This is a genomic window from Leifsonia williamsii (assembly GCF_030433685.1).
In the GTDB taxonomy this organism is placed as follows: Bacteria; Actinomycetota; Actinomycetes; order Actinomycetales; family Microbacteriaceae; genus Leifsonia; species Leifsonia williamsii.
The window spans coordinates 98,720-119,411 of sequence record NZ_JAROCF010000001.1 but is presented as its reverse complement, the minus strand read 5'-3'; the positions used below and the strand labels follow the sequence as shown (position 1 = coordinate 119,411).

14 protein-coding genes are annotated in these 20,692 nt (G+C 72.3%); 7 read left to right on the top strand and 7 right to left on the bottom strand.

From position 1 onward, the window contains the following. Positions 1–29 precede the first annotated feature (29 nt). Positions 30–785: a DUF4386 domain-containing protein gene (locus P5G50_RS00495; RefSeq protein WP_301209732.1), complete on the bottom strand. Its 756-nt coding sequence runs from the start codon at positions 783–785 to the stop codon at positions 30–32. An 88-nt stretch (positions 786–873) separates the two neighbouring features. Here P5G50_RS00495 and P5G50_RS00490 point away from each other — a divergent pair, with 88 nt between their 5' ends. Further along, positions 874–1,701, top strand: coding sequence for a TetR/AcrR family transcriptional regulator (locus P5G50_RS00490; protein ID WP_301209731.1), 828 nt, complete (start codon positions 874–876; stop codon positions 1,699–1,701). On the opposite strand, the gene P5G50_RS00485 is transcribed toward P5G50_RS00490, so the two are convergent. The 3 genes from P5G50_RS00485 to P5G50_RS00475 all read right to left on the bottom strand — a co-directional run bounded on the left by P5G50_RS00485 (position 1,592) and on the right by P5G50_RS00475 (position 4,766). Next, the gene (locus tag P5G50_RS00485; RefSeq protein ID WP_301209730.1) at positions 1,592–3,211 is read right to left on the bottom strand and encodes an amino acid permease; all 1,620 of its coding nucleotides are present in this window, start codon (positions 3,209–3,211) and stop codon (positions 1,592–1,594) included. The two genes, P5G50_RS00490 and P5G50_RS00485, sit on opposite strands and share 110 nt — an antisense overlap. Positions 3,212–3,294: 83 nt before the next feature. Beyond that, a complete protein-coding gene (locus tag P5G50_RS00480) occupies positions 3,295–4,185 on the bottom strand; it encodes an EamA family transporter (RefSeq protein ID WP_301209729.1) in 891 nt (296 codons plus the stop codon). Further along, entirely contained in the window at positions 4,185–4,766 is a 582-nt protein-coding gene (locus tag P5G50_RS00475; protein ID WP_301209728.1) for a dihydrofolate reductase family protein, read from the bottom strand. Before P5G50_RS00475 ends, P5G50_RS00480 begins: the two co-directional genes overlap by 1 nt. Before the next feature lie 139 nt (positions 4,767–4,905). Between P5G50_RS00475 and recQ the strand changes: the two genes are divergently transcribed. The 3 genes from recQ (at position 4,906) to P5G50_RS00460 (ending at position 10,136) form a co-directional block, all read left to right on the top strand. Then, positions 4,906–6,978: a DNA helicase RecQ gene (gene recQ, locus P5G50_RS00470; RefSeq protein WP_301209727.1), complete on the top strand. Its 2,073-nt coding sequence runs from the start codon at positions 4,906–4,908 to the stop codon at positions 6,976–6,978. A gap of 223 nt (positions 6,979–7,201) precedes the next feature. After that, positions 7,202–7,696: a DapH/DapD/GlmU-related protein gene (locus P5G50_RS00465; RefSeq protein ID WP_301209726.1), complete on the top strand. Its 495-nt coding sequence runs from the start codon at positions 7,202–7,204 to the stop codon at positions 7,694–7,696. A gap of 307 nt (positions 7,697–8,003) precedes the next feature. Beyond that, the gene (locus tag P5G50_RS00460) at positions 8,004–10,136 is read left to right on the top strand and encodes an acyl-CoA dehydrogenase family protein (protein ID WP_301209725.1); all 2,133 of its coding nucleotides are present in this window, start codon (positions 8,004–8,006) and stop codon (positions 10,134–10,136) included. A gap of 77 nt (positions 10,137–10,213) precedes the next feature. Here P5G50_RS00460 and P5G50_RS00455 read toward each other — a convergent pair whose 3' ends face one another. Next, positions 10,214–11,239, bottom strand: coding sequence for a malate dehydrogenase (locus tag P5G50_RS00455; protein ID WP_301209724.1), 1,026 nt, complete (start codon positions 11,237–11,239; stop codon positions 10,214–10,216). Between the two features lie 35 nt (positions 11,240–11,274). On the opposite strand from P5G50_RS00455, the gene ypfJ reads away from it, so the two are divergent. Continuing rightward, positions 11,275–12,159 (top strand): KPN_02809 family neutral zinc metallopeptidase, encoded by an 885-nt coding sequence (gene ypfJ, locus P5G50_RS00450; protein ID WP_301209723.1) that lies wholly within the window; start codon positions 11,275–11,277, stop codon positions 12,157–12,159. A 32-nt stretch (positions 12,160–12,191) separates the two neighbouring features. Continuing rightward, a complete protein-coding gene (gene pip / locus P5G50_RS00445) occupies positions 12,192–13,151 on the top strand; it encodes a prolyl aminopeptidase (RefSeq protein ID WP_301209722.1) in 960 nt (319 codons plus the stop codon). A gap of 209 nt (positions 13,152–13,360) precedes the next feature. Here the strand turns inward: pip and P5G50_RS00440 are convergent, their stop codons facing one another. Both P5G50_RS00440 and P5G50_RS00435 read right to left on the bottom strand, forming a co-directional pair. Beyond that, a complete protein-coding gene (locus tag P5G50_RS00440; RefSeq protein ID WP_301209721.1) occupies positions 13,361–15,043 on the bottom strand; it encodes a GMC oxidoreductase in 1,683 nt (560 codons plus the stop codon). Continuing rightward, positions 15,040–15,936, bottom strand: a complete 897-nt coding sequence (locus P5G50_RS00435; RefSeq protein WP_301209720.1) for a glycosyltransferase — start codon at positions 15,934–15,936, stop codon at positions 15,040–15,042. Before P5G50_RS00435 ends, P5G50_RS00440 begins: the two co-directional genes overlap by 4 nt. A gap of 168 nt (positions 15,937–16,104) precedes the next feature. Here P5G50_RS00435 and P5G50_RS00430 point away from each other — a divergent pair, with 168 nt between their 5' ends. Beyond that, on the top strand, positions 16,105–20,676 hold the full coding sequence (locus P5G50_RS00430; RefSeq protein WP_301209719.1) for a DUF4082 domain-containing protein: 4,572 nt from the start codon (positions 16,105–16,107) through the stop codon (positions 20,674–20,676). The last annotated feature ends 16 nt before the right edge of the window (positions 20,677–20,692 follow it).

The following is a 20,692-nucleotide window of genomic DNA, read 5'->3' as shown; positions in this document are numbered from 1 at the left end:
TTCGTGCCGAATGTAGGGAAGGAGCGCGCCTAAGCCGACATTTGCGCCACATCTCCCACCACCCCGGGGCGGCGGAAGCCGTGCACGGTCAGGTAGATGCCCAGCGACGCCTCCCACACGATCTCGGGAAGGGTCAGCACCGCCGAGGCCGGGCTGAACTGCCCGTACGCGCCGAACATCACGGCGATGCCCGAGAGCGACACCAGCGGGCCGCCGATCAGGCCGAACCACGCCATCCAGTGCGGCACGAGCCCCGAGCGGAGCATCATCCAGCCGAGCAGGAGGCCGTTGCCCAGCCCCACGACGAAGCCGGGGCCGAGCAGGAACGTCCAATCGTGCAGCGCCACGAACGCCCCGGCCGTCGTCACCAGCGCCGCGCCGTCAGCGGAGCCGGACCCGGAGCCGGAGCCGGAGCCGGAGTCGCCGGCCGCGCGCTGCAACGTCACCACGGTCAGCACGCTCAGGATGCCGACCGCGATGAAGCCGCACTCGACCAGCCGTGCGGCGACGTAGCCGTGCGACAGGGCGGGGAACCGCTCGCGCAGCACGGGTAGCAGCGCGAGCGCGGTGCCGATGTTCGCCGCGATCAGCACGAGCTCGCACACGGCGCCGATCAGGGGTCCGGTGTCGGAGGCTCCGCCCAGCACCCAGCGCGGGTCGCTGAGCGCGCCTCCGTACAGCTGCGCGCCCACGATGGCCGAGACGAACGTGACGAGGAAGAGCACACCGGCGGTCAGGGAGGAGCGCCGGTGACGGACGGACAGGGGTGTGGCGAGGGCGGTCATGCTGCTCCTTCTACGGATGCCGGCGGCGGAGGTGTACGGCGTACACCTCGTTTGCTGCAGCATAGGTGTACGGCGTACACTTCGTCAAGTGACCGCAGCGACCGGAGCGAAGGGGGCCTCCCGCCCGCGCCTCTCACGCGACGCCGTGCTCGCCGCCGCCCTCCCGATGGCAGACCGCGAGGGCCTCGACGGGCTCAGCATGCGCGCGCTCGCCCAGCGGCTCGGCGTCGTGCCGATGGCCCTCTACAAGCACGTCGCCAACAAGGACGAGCTGATCGACGGCATCGTCGACCTGGTCTGGGCGGAGGTCGAGCCGCCCGACGCCGCCGACCCGCCCAACGCCGCCGACCCGCCCGACGCCGCCGACCCGCCCGACGCCGCCGACCTGCAGAGCTGGCGCCCGGCGATGCGGGCCCGCGCAGCCTCCCTCCGCCAGGCCCTCCGCCGTCACCCCTGGGCGGTCGGGCTGATGGAGACGCGGATGCGGCCGGGCCCCGCGAACTTGTTCCAGCACAACGCGATGATGGGGTGCCTGCGTCGCGCCGGCTTCTCCTTCCGCACGACCGTGCACGTGACGTCGGTGCTCGACGCCTACGTCTACGGCTTCGCGCTGCAGGAGAAGACCCTCCCCTTCGACACGGCCGAGGAGTCGGGCGCGCTCGCCGCGCAGAAGCTCGCCCAGCAGCAGCAGGAGGAGCGGCCCCCGGCCGAGCTGGCCGCCGCCTTCCCGTATCTGATGGAGGTCGTGGCCGAACTCGCCGCGCAGGGCTACGACTACGACGCCGAGTTCGCGACCGGCCTCGACCTCATCCTCGACGGCGTGGAGCGTCTCCGCCCGGAGTGGAGCCGCGCCGGCGACGCTCCTCCTGGCTCCGCTCCTGCTGACCCCGCTCCTGACCCGGGCGCGCCGCGATGACCGGGTGCGCCCCCGTGTAGCCCTCGCGCTGCTTCGCGATGGCGAGGATGCGGCCGCGCTGCAGGTACCAGCCGAGCACGAGCAGCGGGATGATGACGACGAGCGACGCGACGGTCCACGTGCCCGTCGGGTAGTCGAATGCCATCAGCACCAGCACCGCCGCGAGGAAGGCGAGCGTCAGCCACGCGGTGAACGGCGCCCCGAACAGCCGGAACGACGGTCGCTCCAGCTTTCCCTGCAGCGACCACTTCCGCAGCTGCATCTGGCAGAGCACGATCATCGCCCAGCTGGTGATGATGCCGAGGGAGGCGACGTTCAGCACGATGTTGAACGCCTCCTCCGGCACCACCAGGTTGAGGAAGACGCCGAGCACGCCGATCGCCGCGGTGAGCAGGATGCCGCCGTACGGGACGCCGCGAGCATTCATCCGGCCGGTGAAGGCGGGGGAGGCGCCGGTCTGCGCGAGCGAGTGGAGGATGCGGCCGGTGGAGTACATGCCGGCGTTGAGGCTCGACAGCGCGGCGGTGAGCACCACGAAGTTCATGACCGAGCCGATGATCGCGCCGGTCTGCGGACCGCCGAGGTGCGTGAAGAAGGTGACGAAGGGGCTCTCGTCGCCGCTGTACGCGCTCGCCGGGAGCAGCAGGGCCAGCAGCAGCACCGAGCCGCAGTAGAAGACGGCGATGCGGAAGACCACGCTGTTGATCGCCTTCGGCATGATCCTCTCGGGCTCCGCGGTCTCGCCGGCCGCGATGCCGACGAGCTCGATGGCCGCGTATGCGAAGACGACGCCCTGTACGAGCACGAGCGCCATCGCGATGGTGCCGACGCCGTTCGGCAGCAGCCAGCCGTTCTCGGCCAGCATCGGGATGCCGGTCGGGCCGAGGTCGGTCGGCCAGCCGGCCGCCAGCACGACGATGCCGACGAGGAGGAAGGCCACGAGCGCGCCCACCTTGATCAGCGCGAACCAGAACTCCATCTCGCCGAACACCTTCACCGAGATGAGGTTGAGGCTCACGACGACGATCAGCGCGATCAGCGCCAGCAGCCACTGCGGCACCGACGAGAAGGCGCTCCAGTACTTCACGTAGAGGGCGACGGCGGTGGAGTCGACGATCGCGGTCATCGCCCAGTTGAGGAAGTACATCCACCCGGCGACGTACGCCATCTTCTCGCCGTAGAACTCGCGCGCGTACGACACGAACGATCCGGACGACGGCCGGTGCAGCACCAGCTCGCCGAGCGCGCGCAGCACGAGGAAGGCGAAGAAGCCGCACACCGCGTACACGAGCACGAGGATGGGGCCGCCCTGCTCGAGCCTCCCTCCGGCGCCGAGGAAGAGGCCGGTGCCGATGGCGCCGCCGATGGCGATCATCTGCAGCTGCCGCGACGACAGGGACTTGTGGTAGCCCTCCTGCTCGCTGGCGAAGTCCTGGACCGCCTGGCTCACGTCGCCGAGGTGCTCGCGCCGGTTCTCCAGGTCGTCAGCGGGGTCATGGGGTGCCGACATGGCGCTCCTCCTTGCATGGTCGTGCTCGGTCGCCCACACTACCCGCAGCGTCCTGCCCCCGCTCGGGGGGTCGGCGGTGCGTCTCAGGCGATCGAGAGCAGGGCGGCGGCGATCACGGCGAGCGCGAGCCCCGCCCACTGCACGGGCGCGACGCGCTCGCGCAGCACGAGGGCGGCGAGGAGGATCGTGCCGGCCGGGTACAGCGCGACCAACACCGACATGGTCGTGAGGTCGCCGAGGCGCAGGCCCAGCAGGATGATCGTGTTCGCCGTCGCGTCGATCACGCCCGAGAGGGCGGCCAGAAGGAGGCCGGCACGGGGGAGGCGGGCACGGGGGAGGCCAGCACCGGGGAGGCGGTCGCCGGGCGCCCGCGCCCGCCGCGCCGCCACCACCATCGCGCCCACGACGCTCCACATGATCGCCCCGTTGACGGCGCGGTTGACGATCAGCGGCACCAGGCCCGAGTCGGCCGGGGTCTGGTCGAGCAGCACCAGGAACAGGCCGATGCCGGCTCCCGCTCCGACCGCCATCAGCAGCGCGCGACCGGAGGGGCGCACGGCCCCTCGCTCAGGAACGAACCCGACGAGCACCACCGCTACCAGCGCCAGCCCGAGGGCGACGTAGCCGATCGGCGCGAACCGGTCCCCGCCGATCAGGCCGACGATCATGGGCACCACGGCCGACACCACCGCGGTCAGCGGCGACAGGATGCTCATCGGCCCGACGGCCAGGCAGGCGTACAGCAGGAAGATGGCCGCCGACCCGACGACGCCGGAGGCCGCGGCCCAGCCGACCGCGGATGCCGACCACGCGCCGCCGACGACGGGCAGCGCCAGGAGCAGCAGCGCGAGCCCGCTCACCGCCCCGAGCGCCGTCGTGCGCACAGCGCCGACGCGACGCGCGGCCACGCCGCCGACGAAGTCCGCGGAGCCGTAGACGAGTGCCGAGAGCAGCCCCAGCAGGGCGGCCGGCATCAGCTCCCGGCCAGGCGGTAGATGTGCAGCACGGCGCCCGACTCGAAGCGGTCGAGGGTCGTCAGCTCGAAGGCCCACTTCTCGCGGTCGTCGGGGAAGATGCGCACCCCGCCGCCGACGAGCACCGGGTAGGTCAGGAGGCGCAGCTCGTCGACCAGCCCCCAGACCAGCAGCGAGCGCACCAGCGACGCGCTGCCAGGAACGAGGATGGGCGCGTCGCCCTCCTGCTCCTTCAGCCCCTGCACGGCCGCGCGGACCCCGCCCAGCTGCCGGTCGGCGACCAGGGCCGTGGCGTTCCAGCCGAGCTCGCCGGCGCGGGAGGTCACGACCGTCTTGGGCAGCGCGTTCATGGCGTCGGCGAACGGCCCCTCGCGCGGCGGCCACGCCTCGGCGAACTGCTCGTAGGTGCGGCGGCCGAGGAGCAGCGAGCCGGCCTCCTGCACCTCCCGCAGCTTGAAGGCGACCAGGTCGTCGGTGCCGTACGGCATGGTCCAGCCGGAGTGGCGGTGCGTCGTCTCGCCGCCCGGCGCCTCCACGACCCCGTCGAGGGTCATGAACTGGGTGACGATCAGGCGAGGCATGTCCGCGATGCTACCCGAGCGTCCGCGGCGGGGGCGAGAGGTGCAGACGCCCGGAAATGCATCTGTGGAGGCCGCGAGCTCTCCACAGATTCGGCGCCCCGCCGACCGGGCGGTCGGCGGCCCTCGTTACGATCGAGAGATGAACTGGAACGCCTGGGTGCCCGACGATCGGGACGCGCCGCCGCCGGATGAGGAGCCGCCCTTCCCCGACGTCGCCGACGACCCGTCGCTGGTCGACGGCTACGCGGGCGATCCGTTCGCGGAGCCCACGTGGGCGGTGGCGCCGGTGGGTGGCGTGGGCGGCGCGGGTGGCGCGGGCGGCGCGGGTGGCGCGGGTGGCGCGGGTGCGCGTGTCGCTCCTCCTCGTCCACCGGCCGCGCCGCGGGCGACGCCGGCGCGCTTCGCGTCCCCGCGCGAGGCGCTGCGCGAGGTGTTCGGGTACGACGCCTTCCGCGGCCAGCAGGAGGCGATCATCGACCGGGTCGCCGCCGGCGGCGACGCCGTCGTGCTGATGCCGACGGGCGGCGGCAAGAGCCTGTGCTACCAGATCCCGTCGCTGGTCCGCGAGGGCACCGGCGTCGTGGTCTCCCCGTTGATCGCCCTCATGCAGGACCAGGTCGACGCGCTGACCGCGGTCGGCGTGCGGGCCGCCTTCCTCAACTCCACGCAGGATGCCGGCCAGCGCGCGGCGGTCGAACGCGCATACCTCGGCGGAGAGCTCGACATCCTCTATGTGGCGCCCGAGCGGCTGTCGTCGGAGGCGACCAAGCGCTTCCTCGAGCGGGGCCGCATCGCCCTGTTCGCCATCGACGAGGCGCACTGCGTCTCCCAGTGGGGGCACGACTTCCGGCCCGACTACCTCGCGCTGTCCGAGTTGGCGGACCGCTGGCCCGACGTCCCCCGCATCGCCCTCACCGCCACCGCGACCGAGGCGACGCACAAGGAGCTCACCCAGCGGCTCCGGCTCGAGGGCGCCGAGCACTTCGTGTCGGACTTCGACCGGCCCAACATCCAGTACCGCATCGTGCCCAAGGTCGACGTGCGCAAGCAGCTCCTCGACTTCATCACCGTGGAGCACCCGGGTGACGCGGGCATCGTCTACGCGCTCTCGCGCAACTCGGTCGAGCGCACGGCCGAGTTCCTCTCCGCCCGCGGTCTGACCGCTCTGCCCTATCACGCCGGCCTCGACGCGGGCCTGCGGGCGCGCACCCAGTCGCGGTTCCTCCGCGAGGAGGGCGTGATCGTCGTCGCCACCATCGCCTTCGGCATGGGCATCGACAAGCCCGACGTGCGGTTCGTCGCGCACGTCGACCTCCCGAAGTCCGTCGAGGGGTACTACCAGGAGACCGGCCGCGCCGGCCGTGACGGCCTCCCCTCGACCGCGTGGCTGGCGTACGGGCTGCAAGACGTCGTGCAGCAGCGCCGGATGATCGACGACTCCCCGGGCGACCTCGCCCACCGGCGGCGGCTCACCCAGCACCTCGACGCCATGCTCGCGCTGTGCGAGACGGTCCAGTGCCGACGGGTCAACCTGCTCGGCTACTTCGGGCAGCGCTCGACGCCGTGCGGCAACTGCGACACCTGCCTGCAGCCGCCGGAGAGCTGGGACGGCACGGTTCCCGCCCAGAAACTGCTCTCGACGGTCGTGCGGCTGCAGCGCGAGCGCAACCAGCGGTTCGGCGCCGGTCATCTGGTCGACATCCTCCGCGGCAAGCGCACGCCGCGCGTCGACCAGTACGGCCACGACCGGCTCGCCACCTGGGCGATCGGCGACGACCTCAGCGAGAGCCAGTGGCGCGGGGTGGTCCGCCAGCTCATCGCGCAGGAGCTGCTCACGCCGGAGGGGGAGTACGGCGTGCTGACCATCACCCCGGCCAGCGCGTCCGTGCTCTCGGGCGAGCGGCGCGTGGTGCTCCGGCGCGAGCCGGAGCGTCCCGAGCGCGCGAGCCGGTCCTCCGGCCGGAGCGCGGCTGCCGCCGAGGTCTCGGCCGCCGACCAGCCGCTGTTCGAGGCGCTGCGCACCTGGCGCGCGGGGGAGGCCCGGTCGCAGGGCGTACCCGCGTACATCGTGTTCGGCGACGCGACCCTGCGGGCGGTGGCGGCGGCGCGCCCCGCCTCGCTCACCGACCTCGACGGCATCTCGGGCATCGGCGCCAAGAAGCGCGAGGCGTACGGCGAGGCCCTGCTGGAGGTGGTGGCCGCAGCCTCCTGACTCCTCCTCGCGACGCCTCCCGATCTCCTCCTGACGCCGCCCGGACACCCTCCCGGCGCGGTCCGATTCGCTGCGCACCCCTGGTCCGCCGCGGGAGCGCGGCGTACTGTGCCGGTCTCATGGGGCCATGAACGCGCCGTTCCCTGGGGCGACCAGGGAATTTTCCGATCCTGGAACGCGTTTTCCCCACTGTTGGATCGCGACGATCTCGAAGGAGGATGAGATGGCACGAATGATCGAGGAGCTCGAGGACGAGACCGGCGCAGTGATCAAGTACAAGCGGCACGCCAACGGACGAGGGCTCGTCGCGCCCTCCGCGCGTGTTGCCGAGTCGGCCTACGTTGAGCCGACAGCGTACGTGGAGGCCGACGCCCGGGTGGGCCTCGACGCCTACATCGGCGCCGGGAGCTGGATCGACTCGGGTGCCACGATCGGCGACCGCGCGTTCGTGGGCGCGAACGTCCACGTCGGCGCGGGCAGCGTCGTCGGCAGCGGCGCGAAGATCGGCAGCAACGCCAAGCTCGGCGCCAAGACGATGATCGGCAACGGCGCGCGCGTCGACCGCGACGCCCAGCTCGCCGAGGGCGCGGTCGTGCAGCTCCGCGGAGCCGCCGCCGCCCGGGCCGCCCTCACCGCGGCCCCGCGCGTCCCGCGCGCCACCCGCGCGCAGCAGCCCCCGCGCGCGGCACGCCGCCAGGCTCCCCGGCGCGCGGCCTAGCGCCTGGCGCCGAGCGCCCGGTCGGCATTCCGCCGACGTACCGAACCCGAAATCACCTCACCAGAGGGGTCCCGACACGCCGCCCCGCCCACAGGCGGACGGCGAGTCGGGACCCTTTCTGCGTGTCCGGCCGGCCACCTCCGCCTTGTAGACAGCACAGCACCCGCCCGTCCCCCATTTGGAGGATTCCGCAACGCGTCATCGGGACGCCCTCCCGCCGGTTTGTAGGCCGCGCACCGAGCGTTTCGCGCCCGCGGCCGGGCGTCGTAGCGTGTCAGCGTCCCGACGAGAATCGAAGAGGAGCCTCATGGTCGACACCTCCGAGCGCGTCGCCGCGTCCGCCCCTGCCGCCGCGTCCGCCGCCGTCAACGCCTCCGACACCCCGCCCGCCGCCCAGCAGGATGCAGGCGCAACCGGCGCCCCCGCCGGCGCCACCCCGCGCGTCGACGTCGAATCGCTCGGCCGTCAGCTCCTGGGCGACTGGGCCGAGGTCCGCCTCGCCTCTCGCGAGCTCGCGAAGCGCCCGGAGATGCAGAAGGTGGAGGGCCTCCCCGTCGCCGAGCACCGCAAGCGCGTCTTCGAGCAGCTCAAACTCCTGGTCGAGAACGGCCAGGTGCACCGCGCCTTCCCGAAGTCCGTCGGCGGCGGCGAGGACAACGGCGGCAACATCGCCGCGTTCGAGGAGCTGGTCGCGGCCGACCCGTCCCTCCAGATCAAGTCCGGCGTCCAGTGGGGCCTGTTCGGCGCCGCCGTGCTGCACCTCGGCACCGAACGCCACCACGAGGCGTACCTGCCCGCGATCATGTCGCTGGAGGTGCCGGGCGCCTTCGCGATGACCGAGACCGGGCACGGCTCCGACGTCGCCAGCATCGGCACCACCGCGACCTACGACCCGGAGGCGCAGGAGTTCGTCCTGCAGACCCCGTTCCGCGCCGCGTGGAAGGACTACCTCGGCAACGCCGCGGTCGACGCCACCGCCGCCGTCGTGTTCGCCCAGCTCGTCACCAAGAACGTGAACCACGGCGTGCACGCCTTCTACGTGCCGATCCGCGACGCCAACGGCGACTTCCTCCCCGGGATCGGTGGAGAGGACGACGGACAGAAGGGCGGCCTCAACGGCGTCGACAACGGGCGGCTGCACTTCGACGGCGTCCGCATCCCGCGCACCGACCTGCTCAACCGGTACGGCGACGTCGCCGAGGACGGCACGTACAGCTCGCCCATCCAGAGCCCAGGCCGTCGCTTCTTCACCATGCTCGGCACGCTCGTGCAGGGCCGTGTCTCGCTCGACGGCTCCGCGACGATCGCCGCGAAGCTGGGCCTGACCATCGCGATCACCTACGCCGACCAGCGCCGCCAGTTCACCGCCGGCAGCGACACCGACGAGGAGGTGATCCTCGACTACCAGCGCCACCAGCGCCGCCTGCTGCCGCTGCTGGCGACCACGTACGCGGCGAGCTTCGCCCACGAGGTGTTCCTGCACAAGTTCGACGACGTGTTCAGCGGCGTGGCCGACAGCGACACCGACCGGCAGGACCTCGAGACGATCGCGGCGGCGCTCAAGCCGCTCAGCACCTGGCACGCGCTCGACACCCTGCAGGAGGCCCGCGAGGCCTGTGGAGGCGCGGGCTTCCTCACGGAGAACCGCCTCACCTCCCTGCGCCAGGACCTCGACATCTGGGTCACCTTCGAGGGCGACAACAACGTGCTGCTGCAACTGGTCGCGAAGCGCCTGCTCACCGACTTCAGCCGCAAGTTCGCGAAGGCCGACGCCGGCGCGCTCGCCCGGTACGTCGTCACGCAGGCCGCCGGCCGCGCGTACCACGGCACGGGCCTGCGGAGCGTCGCGCAGACGGTCCGCGACTTCGGCTCGACCGCCCGCTCGGTGAACTGGCTGCAGGAGCCCGCGACGCAGCGCGAGCTGCTCACCGACCGCGTGGAGACGATGATCGGCCAGATCGCCGGCCGCCTGCGCCCCGCCTCCAAGCTGGGCAAGAAGGCCGCGGCCGACCTGTTCAACGCGCAGCAGAACGAGCTCATCGAGGCCGCCCGCGCCCACGGCGAGCTGCTGCAGTGGGAGGCGTTCACGGAGGCGCTGGAGCACACCGAGGACGCCGGCACGCGCCAGGTGCTCACCTGGCTGCGCGACCTCTTCGGCTTCGGCCTGATCGAGAAGCACTTGGCCTGGTACCTGATGAACGGCCGGCTCTCACCCCAGCGCGCACAGGCGGTCACGGCGTACATCGACCGGCTGCTCACCCGCATCCGCCCCCACGCGGTCGACCTGGTCGACGCCTTCGGCTACGGGCCGGAGCTCGTCCGCGCGAAGATCGCGAGCGGCGCCGAGGCCGAGCGCCAGGCGGAGGCCCGGGCGTACTACGCGGAGCGGCGCGCGGCGGGGACGCTGCCGGTCCCGGAGAAGTCGCAGAAGAAGCGCTGATCCCGGCCGGCCATCCCAGTTGTCACGACACGCCGCCCGGCACGACCGCCGGGCGGCGTGTTGCGTCAACTCGACGTTCAGGCGGGGATGAGGCCCAGCGCGCGCACGGCCTCCCGCTCCTCTACCAGCTCCGCCACGGAGCGGTCGATGCGCTCGCGCGAGAAGGCGTCGATGGTGAGGCCCTGCACGATCTGCCAGGCGCCGTCGCCCGCACCGGACGGGGCCGAGCGCACCGGGAAGGACGAGATCAGCCCCTCCGGCACGCCGTAGCTGCCGTCCGAGACGACGCCGGCGGAGGTCCAGCGGTCGCCGGTGCCGTTCACCCAGTCGTGCACGTGGTCGATGGCGGCGCTCGCCGCGGACGCCGCGCTGGAGCTGCCGCGCACCTCGATGATCTCGGCGCCGCGCTTGGCGACGCGCGGGATGTACTCGTCGGCGAGCCAGCGCTCGTCGACCAGCTCGGTCGCCGGGCGGCCGTCGACGGTGGCATGGCTGAGGTCGGGGTACTGGGAGGCGGAGTGGTTGCCCCACACGATCACGCCGTCGACCGAGCGGACCGGCACGTGGAGGTGCGCGGCCAGCTGCGCGACGGCCCGGTTGTGGTCGAGGCGGGTCATCGCGGTGAACCGCTCGGGCGGCACGTCGGGCGCGGCCGCGCTCGCGATCAGCGCGTTCGTGTTGGCGGGGTTGCCGACCACGAGCACGCGCACGTCGTCGGCGGCACCGGCGTTGATCGCGGCGCCCTGCGGGCCGAAGATCGCGCCGTTCGCCTCCAGGAGGTCGGCGCGCTCCATCCCGGGTCCGCGTGGGCGGGCGCCGACCAGCAGGGCGATGTCGACGCCGTCGAAGGCGGCGGTCGCGTCCTCGGTGACGTCGATGCCGTGAAGGAGCGGGAAGGCGCCGTCCTGCAGCTCCAGCGCCGTGCCCTCCGCGGCGCGGCGGCCGGCCGGGATCTCGAGCAGGCGCAGCCGCACCGGGACGTCGCGGCCGAGGAGCTGGCCCGACGCGATGCGGAAGAGGAGGGAGTAGCCGATCTGGCCTCCCGCCCCGGTGACGGTCACGGTGACGGGCTGAGGCGGGGTCGCGGCGGGGACGGTGTCCATTCTGCGAGCGTAGCGCCGGGCGTACGGTGTGCGGCATGACGTTCAACCCCAACTCCGACATCGGCGGCGGCAAGGTCCGCCGCCGGGGCCGCACCGCCGGGATCGCCGCCGGCGGGGTCGGGATCGGCGCCATCGCGGTCGTGCTGATCTCGCAGCTGCTCGGCGTCGACATCACCCCGTTCCTCGGCGGCGACGTCGCCCAGACGCAGCAGATCGGCACCGGCGAGCAGTTGCAGAACTGCGAGACCGGCGCCGACGCCAACGCGAGCATCGACTGCCGCATGCAGGGCGCCGCGGCCTCGCTCGAGGCGTACTGGTCCGACGAGGTGCCGGCGCAGGGCGGCCGGTACGCGTCGCCGGAGTTCATCCTGTTCACCGACTCCACCTCCACCGGGTGCGGCGGGGCGACGAGCGCGACCGGTCCATTCTACTGCCCCGCCGACCAGACCGTGTACGTCGACACCGGGTTCTTCGACGAGCTGCGGTCGCGATTCGGGGCGAGCGGCGGGCCGCTGGCCGAGCTGTACGTGGTGGCGCACGAGTGGGGGCACCACATCCAGAACCTGACGGGGATCATGGAGGCGCACTCCAGCCGCGAGACCGGACCAACTTCCGACAGCGTGCGCACCGAGCTGCAGGCCGACTGCTTCGCCGGGGCCTGGGCCGGGGCGGCGGCGACCACGAAGGACGAGAACGGCGTGCCGTTCCTGCAGCCGATCACCGAGACGCAGCTGCAGGACGCGCTGAGTGCGGCGGCGGCGGTCGGCGACGACCGCATCCAGGAGTCCGCCACGGGTCGCGTGGACCCGGAGGGCTGGACGCACGGCTCGTCGGAGCAGCGGCAGCGCTGGTTCACCGCCGGGTACAAGGGCGGGACGCCGTCGTGCGACACCTTCAGCGTGTCGGGCTCCGAGCTGTGAGCGGGGCGTCGGCCGGCCGCTAGGGTCGACCCATGCGGAGCCTGTACCCCGAGATCGAGCCGTACGACAGCGGGATGCTGGACGTCGGCGACGGCCAACAGCTGTACTGGGAGACCAGCGGCGACCCGGGCGGCAAGCCGGTGGTGTTCCTCCACGGCGGCCCGGGAGGCGGCACGACGCCCGCGCACCGGCGGCTGTTCGACCCGTCCCGCTACCGGATCGTGCTGGTCGACCAGCGGGGGTGCGGTCGCAGCCTCCCGCACGCGAGCGACCCCTCCGCCGACCTCTCGGTCAACACCACCTGGCACCTGGTCGCCGACCTGGAGCGGCTGCGCGAGCACCTCGGCATCGAACGCTGGCAGGTGTTCGGCGGGTCGTGGGGCTCGACGCTCGCGCTGGCGTACGCGGAGACGCACCCGGAGCGGGTGACGGAGCTGGTGCTCCGCGGCATCTTCACGCTGCGGGCGCAGGAGCTCGACTGGTTCTACGAGGGCGGCGCGGCGGCGCTGTTCCCCGATCTGTGGGAAGGGTTCGTGGAGCCGGTGCCTGTGGAGGAACGTGCGCACCTGATCCGCGCCTACCACCGCCTCCTCAACGACCCGGACCCCGCCGTGCACGAGCCGGCGGCCGTGGCCTGGTCGCGCTGGGAGTCGTCGACGATCACGCTGCTGCCCCGCGAGGACCTCGTCGCCACCTTCACCGAGCCGCGCTACGCTGTCGCGTTCGCGCGCATCGAGAACCACTACTTCGTCAACGGCGGCTGGATGGAGGAGGGGCAGCTGATCCGCGACGCCGGCCGGCTGGCCGGCATCCCGGCCGTGATCGTCCAGGGCCGATACGACGTGTGCACGCCCCCGATGACGGCCTGGGACCTCCACCGGGCGTGGCCGGAGGCGGAGCTGCGGATGGTGCCGGACGCGGGGCACGCCTTCGACGAGCCGGGGATTCTGGATGCGTTGGTGGAGGCGACGGATCGGTTCGCGGGGGAGTAGCGGGCGGGGACGCGTGCGGTAACTCCGGAGGGTGGGCGCGACGCGCCGGCGCGTGTCCGGAGGAGGGCGCCGCGGTGCGGCGTGTCGGAGCAGGGCTCCGGAGTTGGCGTCGGCCGCAGCAACTCCGGAGCGCAGTCGCGACACGCCGCAGTGGTGCGCGCAACTCCGGAGGTGAGCCGGAAGCGCGGCCGCGACTCCAGAGCTACGCGTCAGCCCTCGACCGCGGCCTCGTCCTTCCGGGGGTGGGTGAGCGCAGGCGTCTCCGCCAGGTGGTGCGCCAGGCGGAGGGCGAGGCAGACGGTGGTGAAGGTGGGGTTGGCCTCGGCGGAGGTGCGGAGGACGCTGCTGGAGGCGATGTAGAGGTTGTCGACGCCGTGGACGCGGCAGTCGGCGTCGACCACGCCGTCGCCCGGGCGGGCGCTCATGCGGGTGGTGCCGATGTGGTGGAAGCCGTCGATCGCCTGCTCCCAGACGCCCGCAGCGCGGCGCTCCGGCGGGTCGAGGTATTCGACGCGGCCCTTGCCGGAGGCGCGGAGGCGGTCGTCGAGAAGTTCGTGGAAGCGGAGCACCGAGTCCACGTCCTGGTCGGTGTAGCGGAAGTCGATCAGCATGCTGGGCGTGCCGTCCGGGTTCACGCCGCCGTCGAGCCGGACGCGGCTGTCGGGGTTCGCGATCTGCTCCGAGTGGTAGTGGATGGCGTACGTGCCTCCCGGGTTCCGCAGCAGGAAGCCGGGCTTGCGCACGCGCGACAGGTAGCGGCGGCGCAGGATGTCCCACGAGTCGATCACCGCGCGCACCGGGTTGCGCAGCACGTTGACGATGTGCGGCCCGTAGCGCCGCGGTTCCGGGCCGATGTGGCGCACGCGGATGCCCTCGGCGAGGATGCGGCGGCCGACGGGCGGCACGGCCAGCGCCAGGAAGACGGCCGACAGCGTCGCGTTCTTGTGCCGGTAGTCGTAGAACGGCGGGTTGTCGAGGTAGAAGCTCGCGTTGAGCAGGCGGTGCTCGTTCAGCGCCTCCGCCGGGAGGGAGAAGCGCCGGCGCACGTAGCTGTCGTGCTCGTCGCGGTGGAAGTCGAGGAGGGCGATGTCGGCCGGGTCGGTCAGCACGATGTTCGCGATGCTGCCGGTGGCGTGGCCCATGTAGTAGCGGCCGAGCGGGCCGTCGACACCGCCGAACGCCGTGGGGAGGGTGCGCTGGGCGTCCAGCAGCAGGCGCACGGTCTCCATCCCTCCCGCCGCCAGCGCGTACCGGTCACCGCGCACGATCGCGGGGCGGTCGCCGTGGCGGATGCGGAGGCCGCGGACAGTGCTGCCGTCGTCGTCGAAGGCGATGCCGACGACGGGCGCGTCGCTCAGCAGGTCGATCAGCGGGTCGGCGAGCACGCGCGCGCCGAGGCGCGGGCCGAGCTTGGGCTGTCGGGCCCAGCGCTCCAGCTGCGACATGCGGAACTCACCCAGGCCCGGCCAGTCCGGTTCGGCGGAGGCGAAGGGCCCGGCGCCGCAATCGAGGTACTCCTGCGCCTTCGCGCGCCAGGGCTCGATCGCTGAGAAGCCGATCGGCCAGTCCGAGTCGGGCACATGGTCGCGCTGCTCGAAGTCCACCGGCTCGTAGGTGACGCAGCGGCCGCCCCACATCCAGGAGGCGCCGCCGAGGCCGACGCGGGTGGTCTGCAGCTCGGGGGCGTGCCGGTCGGGGTCGACGATGGTGTCGTTGCGGCGGCGCGCCGGCGGCTTGTCGCGGCGGCCCGCGTCCTCGGCGCCGGCGTCGAGCAGGAGCACGTGCGTGCCGGTCTGCGACGCCTCCAGGGCGAGGGCGAGGCCCACGGGGCCGGCGCCGACCACGACGAGGCCGTAGTGCTCGTCGTCGGCGGGGAGGCTGTCGAGTCTCATCGGGCGCCCACCGTCCCGTGTGCGGGCCGTCCGGCCCTGGTGGTGCCGTCGGTCTCCCACCGGCGGGTGCCGGCGCCGACCGTGCGGCGGGTGCGCAGGCGGGCGGCCGCCGCGAGGGCGGCGTAGCAGCAGGCGTCGAAGGCGGAGCGCGGGCCGCGGATGGTCCGCAGCAGCGCCGCGACCCGGTCGGTGGATTGCGCGGCGGCGTCACCGTCGAGCTCCACGTAGCCGCGGCGGTGCCGGCTCAGGATGGCGAGGAGCGCCGCGGTGTTCGTCGGGGCGTGCACGCGCGCGGGGGAGGTGGGAAGCACCTCCTTCTCGTCCTCGGCGAAGAGCGCGTCGAACCAGGAGTCGTCGGCCGTGACGTCGGCGAAGGCGTCGAAGCGCTCGTGCCCCTCGCGAGAGACGGCGTACAGGCCGGCGCCCCAGAGGCGCGTGCCCCGCTCGGGGATGCGCGCCCGGGCGCGGTAGTACGCGCGCACGGGGAAGGAGGAGGCCGAGGTGTCGATGACGGAGGCGGGGCGGGCGGCGAGCGGGCCGCGGGGATCCGCGAGCGACCGGAACACCGCCTCCACCGCCTCCGGCTCGACGTCGATGTCGGCGTCGAGGTAGAGCCGCGGCCAGCGGGTGGCGGCGGCGTCGCCGAGGTTCATGGCGGCGGGCTTGGAGCCGATGCCGCTCTCGATCACGGTGACGCCGGGCACGTGCCGGGCGGCGGCGGCCGTGCCGTCGGTGCTGCCGTTGACCACGACGATCACCTCGACCGTGTCGTGCGCGAGGAGCGGGAGGAGGCGGTGGAGCGTACGCTCGATCACGCGCTCCTCGTTGTGGGCGGGGACGATGACGGCTCCGGTCGGCGGGGCCGGCCGGGCGTCGGGGGTGTTCGCTGGCATCGGTGGAGACCTGTTCTCGTGTCGGGTCGCGAGTAAAGTGAGTAAAGATCACTTCTTGCGGGATGCTACCGAATGGGGTGGCCCCCCGTCCTCCCCCGTTAAGGGGGTGAGCAATCCTCAGCAATCTGTGAGATTCTCTCAGACGTGAGTAAAGCTCAGTCTGCTTGGATGCGCTTCGACGGCCTCGACCGCCGGCGCGGGGTGATGGTCGCCATCGCCATCGTCGTGGTGCTCGCGCTCGCCGCGTGGGCCGCGGTGGCCGTCAGCCGTCCCGCCCAGGCGGACGCCGGCTGCAACGCCCAGCCGAATCCGATCGTCTGCGAGAACGCGCTCGGCGGCACCGACCCCGACGTGTGGGACATCAACGGGTCCGGCGACCCGTCGATCCAGGGCTTCTCCACCGATATCAGCGTGAACATCGGCGGCACCATCGGCTTCAAGGTCGACACCGACGCCTCCTCGTACACGATGACGATCTACCGCACCGGCTACTACGGCGGCGACGGCGCTCGCCGCATCGACTCGGTGCCCGTGACGATCGTGGGCGAACAGCCCGAGTGCAAGAAGGACGACACCACCGACCTCTACGACTGCGGCAACTGGGCGCAGACCGCCAGCTGGACCGTGCCGCCGAACGCCGTCTCCGGCGTCTACATCGCGGTGCTGGAGCGCGGGGACACCCACGGCAAGAGCCACATCACCTTCATCGTGCGCAACGACGCGAGCACGGCGCCGGTGCTGTTCCAAACCTCCGACCCGACCTGGCAGGCGTACAACACGTACGGCGGGTCCGACTTCTACCAGGGCGGCCAGAACAACCGCGCGTACAAGATCAGCTACAACCGGCCCGTGGTCACGCGTAGCGACAACGACGGCCGCGACTTCTACTTCAGCGCCGAGTACCCGATGGTCCGGTTCCTGGAGAAGAACGGGTACAACACCACCTACTTCAGCGGCGTCGACACCGACCGGTACGGCTCGCTGCTGAAGAACCACAAGGTGTTCCTCTCGGTCGGGCACGACGAGTACTGGTCGGCGGCGCAGCGCGCCAACGTCCTGGCCGCGCGGGACGCCGGGGTGAATCTGCAGTTCCTCTCGGGCAACGAGGCCTACTGGCACACCCGGTACGAGAACTCCATCGCCGGCCCCTCCACCGCGTACCGCACGCTCGTGTCGTACAAGGAGACCTGGGGCGACGACAAGATCGACACCAGCACACCGGAGTGGACGGGCACCTGGCGGGACCCGCGCTTCGCGTCGCAGGCGAACGGCGCCGGCCTGCCCGAGAACGGGCTCACCGGGACCATGTACATGGCGAACTTCAGCGACCTCGCGGTGACGGTCACCCAGGCGCAGGGCAAGCAGCGGCTCTGGCGCAACACCGGCCTGTCGTCGATGTTCAGCTCGAGCACGGCGCTCGCCGCGCACACGGTCGGCTACGAGTCGGACGAGGACGTCGACAACGGCTTCCGGCCGGCCGGGCTGATCCGCGTCTCCACCACCACCGGCGCGGTGCCGCAGTACCTGCAGGACTTCGGGCAGGTGGTCGCCGCCGGCACCACCACGCACAGCATGACGCTCTACAAGGCGGCGAGCGGAGCGCTGGTGTTCAGCGCCGGCACGATCCAGTGGACCTGGGGCCTCGACGCGGAGCACGACGGGCAGGGGCCTGCGGCGGACGTGCGGATGCAGCAGGCGCAGGTCAACCTCCTCGCCGACATGGGCGCGCAGGCCGGCACGCTCTCGACGACCCTGAAGGCGGCGACGGCCAGCACCGACAAGACAGCGCCGACGGTCACCATCTCGACGCCCGCCGCGAACGCGAGCATCCCCAACGGCACGCAGGTGACCTTCAGCGGCACGGCGAGCGATTCCGGCGGCGTGGTCTCCGGCGTGGAGGTCTCGGTCGACGGCGGCACGACGTGGCACCCCGCGACGGGCACGACCTCGTGGACGTACACCTACTCGCAGCACGGGATCGGCGCGGTGTCGCTCAGGGTCCGCGCGTCCGACGACAGCGCGAACGTCTCCACCCCGGTCTCGCGGACGGTCAACGTGACCGGTCCGTACTCGTACTTCGGCTCGGAGGCGCCCAAGACGGCCGACGGCGGCGACGGCGCTGCGGTCGAGCTGGGCCTGCGGTTCACCCCGACCCAGAACGGCTTCATCAGCGGCGTGCGCTTCTACAAGTCGGCCGCGAACACCGGCACGCACACCGGCTCGCTGTGGGACGCCTCCGGCACCCGGCTGGCGAACGTGACCTTCGGCACCGAGTCGGCCTCGGGCTGGCAGGCGGCGAACTTCACATCGCCGGTCGCCGTGACGGCCGGGACGGCCTACACGATCTCGTACTCCGCGCCCAACGGGCACTACGCGGCGACGCCGTACCAGTGGCCGTACGCACCCGAGACGAACGCGCCCTTCACGGTCGCGGGAGGCTACGGCGCCGAGCCGGGCGGCACCTACAACACGACGCTCGGCCAGTACCCGCAGAGCGTGTACCAGGGCGCCAACTACTGGGTGGACCCGATCTTCACGCCGACCGACACCTCGCCCCTGGTGGCGAGCGGGCAGTGGCCGCTCCCCGGCTCCTCGTCGGTGCCGGCGAACACCACGATCGGCGCGGTGCTGTCGCGGGATGTGCCCGGCGCGAACATCGCCTTCACGGTGAAGGACCAGAACGGCGCGAGCGTCGCGGGGACCGTGCAGTACGCCTCCTCGACCCGCACCGCGACCTTCACCCCGAGCTCCGCACTGGACGGCTTCGTGAAGTTCTCGGTCACCCTCACGGCGACCGACGCGAACGGCATCGCGCTGTCCTCCGGCGGCTCGTGGAGCTTCACCTCGGCCAAGCCGGACACCGCTGCCGGCACCTGCCCGTGCAGCGTCTTCACCGACACCACCACGCCCAGCGTGCTGCAGGTGCCCGACCAGCCGGTGACGCTCGGCATGCGGTTCGTCTCGAGCATCGACGGTCAGGTGACCGGCGTGCGCTTCTACAAGAACCAGCAGAACACCGGCACGCACGTCGGCGCGCTGTGGCAGGGCACGAACAAGGTGGCGGAGGGCACGTTCCAGAACGAGTCGACCGCGGGCTGGCAGACGCTGACCTTCTCGCAGCCGGTGGATGTCACCAAGGGCACCGAGTACACGGTCTCGTACCGCACGACCACCGGGAACTACTCCGCGACGCCGGGCGCCTTCAGCTCGGCCGTGACGCGCGGCCCGCTGACCGCCCCGGCGGAGGCAGGCACGTTCAGCTACGCCGACGGCGTCGCCCCGACGACGCAGGTCAGCACCAGCTACCTCGTCGACGTGGTCCTGGCCAAGCTGCCCGACCCGATCGCGGTCGTCTCGGCGGACCCGGCGAGCGGAGCCGTGGAGGTCGACCCGGCCGCCACGCCGTCCGTCACCCTCTCCGCCCCGGTCGGCCCGGGCTGGAGCCTCACGGCCGCGACCGGCTCGACGCCGATCGCCGGCTCGGCCGCCCTCTCGGCCGACGCGAAGACGATCACGTTCACCCCGGCGGCCGCGCTGCCGTCCGGCGCGGCCGTGACGATGACGCTCGGCGGCGTGACATCGACCGAGGGCGCGACGCTCGCCACGCAGAAGTGGAGCTTCACGGTCAAGGCCGCGGAAGTCGCCTCCTACACCGTGCTCGGCAACGCCGCCCCTGCGGTGCCCGCGGCGACCGACGACGCCTCGGCGGTGCAGCTCGGCATGGCGTTCAGCACCAGCCAGGCCGGAGACGTCACCGCGATCCGCTTCTACAAGGGGGCGACGAACACCGGCACGCACATCGGGGCGCTGTGGTCGGGCACGGACAAGCTGGCGGAGGTGACGTTCCAGAACGAGACCGCCACCGGCTGGCAGACCGCGCAGCTCTCGACCCCGGTCACGCTGACGCCCGGCACCACCTACGTCGTGTCGTACCTGGCCCCGAAGGGCAACTACGCGTACACGTCGAACGGCTTCGCCTCCGCGATGACGAGCGGGCCGCTGACCGCGCCCGGCGGCAGCAACGGCCGGTACCTGTACGGCTCGACGCTCGGCGCTCCGACCTTCAGCTACCAGGCCACGAACTACTTCGTCGACGTGGTGTTCAAGCCGGCCGCGGGCTCCACCGGGGGCGGCACCGGGACGACGGGTGGCGGCACGACGCCGACGCCGACTCCCACGCCGACTCCCACGCCGACGCCGACGCCGACGCCGACTCCCACGCCCACCCCGACTCCCACCCCGACGCCGACTCCCACGCCGACTCCGGCCCCCGCCGGCGTCTCGATCTTCCCGACCACGGCGACGCCGGCCAACCAGACCTGGCCCGACACCCCGCCGCTGCAGGTCGGCGTGCGCTTCACCACCTCGCAGGCGGGCACGATCACCGGGATCCGCTTCTACAAGGGCGCGGGCGACACCGGGACGCACACCGTGTACCTCTGGTCGCCGACCGGGCAGGTGATGGCGACCGCGCCCTCCACCGGCGAGACGGTGAGCGGCTGGCAGTCCGTCGCCTTCGCCACCCCGGTGGCGGTGCAGGCGAACACCGAGTACCGCGCCACCTACTACACGACCGGGGCGACCTACGCGGTCGATCCAGGAGCCCTCGCGGCGCCCGTGACCAACGGGCCGCTGTCGACGCCCGCCAACGGCGGCGTCTACCAATACTCGACCGATTTTCCCGATCATGTGGTCTCGCACAACTACTGGGCCGACGTGCTGTTCGTCGCCGGAGGGTAGCGGGGCCGACAACCCG

What these genes read in the sequence shown, in the direction of transcription:
- P5G50_RS00475 (WP_301209728.1), bottom strand. Translation starts at nt 4,766, where the DNA reads ATGCCTCGCCTGATCGTCACCCAGTTCATGACCCTCGACGGGGTCGTG.
- P5G50_RS00435 (WP_301209720.1), bottom strand. Translation starts at nt 15,936, where the DNA reads ATGCCAGCGAACACCCCCGACGCCCGGCCGGCCCCGCCGACCGGAGCC.
- P5G50_RS00460 (WP_301209725.1), top strand. Translation starts at nt 8,004, where the DNA reads ATGGTCGACACCTCCGAGCGCGTCGCCGCGTCCGCCCCTGCCGCCGCG.
- ypfJ (WP_301209723.1), top strand. Translation starts at nt 11,275, where the DNA reads ATGACGTTCAACCCCAACTCCGACATCGGCGGCGGCAAGGTCCGCCGC.
- recQ (WP_301209727.1), top strand. Translation starts at nt 4,906, where the DNA reads ATGAACTGGAACGCCTGGGTGCCCGACGATCGGGACGCGCCGCCGCCG.
- P5G50_RS00455 (WP_301209724.1), bottom strand. Translation starts at nt 11,239, where the DNA reads ATGGACACCGTCCCCGCCGCGACCCCGCCTCAGCCCGTCACCGTGACC.
- P5G50_RS00440 (WP_301209721.1), bottom strand. Translation starts at nt 15,043, where the DNA reads ATGAGACTCGACAGCCTCCCCGCCGACGACGAGCACTACGGCCTCGTC.
- P5G50_RS00465 (WP_301209726.1), top strand. Translation starts at nt 7,202, where the DNA reads ATGGCACGAATGATCGAGGAGCTCGAGGACGAGACCGGCGCAGTGATC.
- P5G50_RS00480 (WP_301209729.1), bottom strand. Translation starts at nt 4,185, where the DNA reads ATGCCGGCCGCCCTGCTGGGGCTGCTCTCGGCACTCGTCTACGGCTCC.
- P5G50_RS00485 (WP_301209730.1), bottom strand. Translation starts at nt 3,211, where the DNA reads ATGTCGGCACCCCATGACCCCGCTGACGACCTGGAGAACCGGCGCGAG.
- P5G50_RS00430 (WP_301209719.1), top strand. Translation starts at nt 16,105, where the DNA reads ATGCGCTTCGACGGCCTCGACCGCCGGCGCGGGGTGATGGTCGCCATC.
- pip (WP_301209722.1), top strand. Translation starts at nt 12,192, where the DNA reads ATGCGGAGCCTGTACCCCGAGATCGAGCCGTACGACAGCGGGATGCTG.
- P5G50_RS00495 (WP_301209732.1), bottom strand. Translation starts at nt 785, where the DNA reads ATGACCGCCCTCGCCACACCCCTGTCCGTCCGTCACCGGCGCTCCTCC.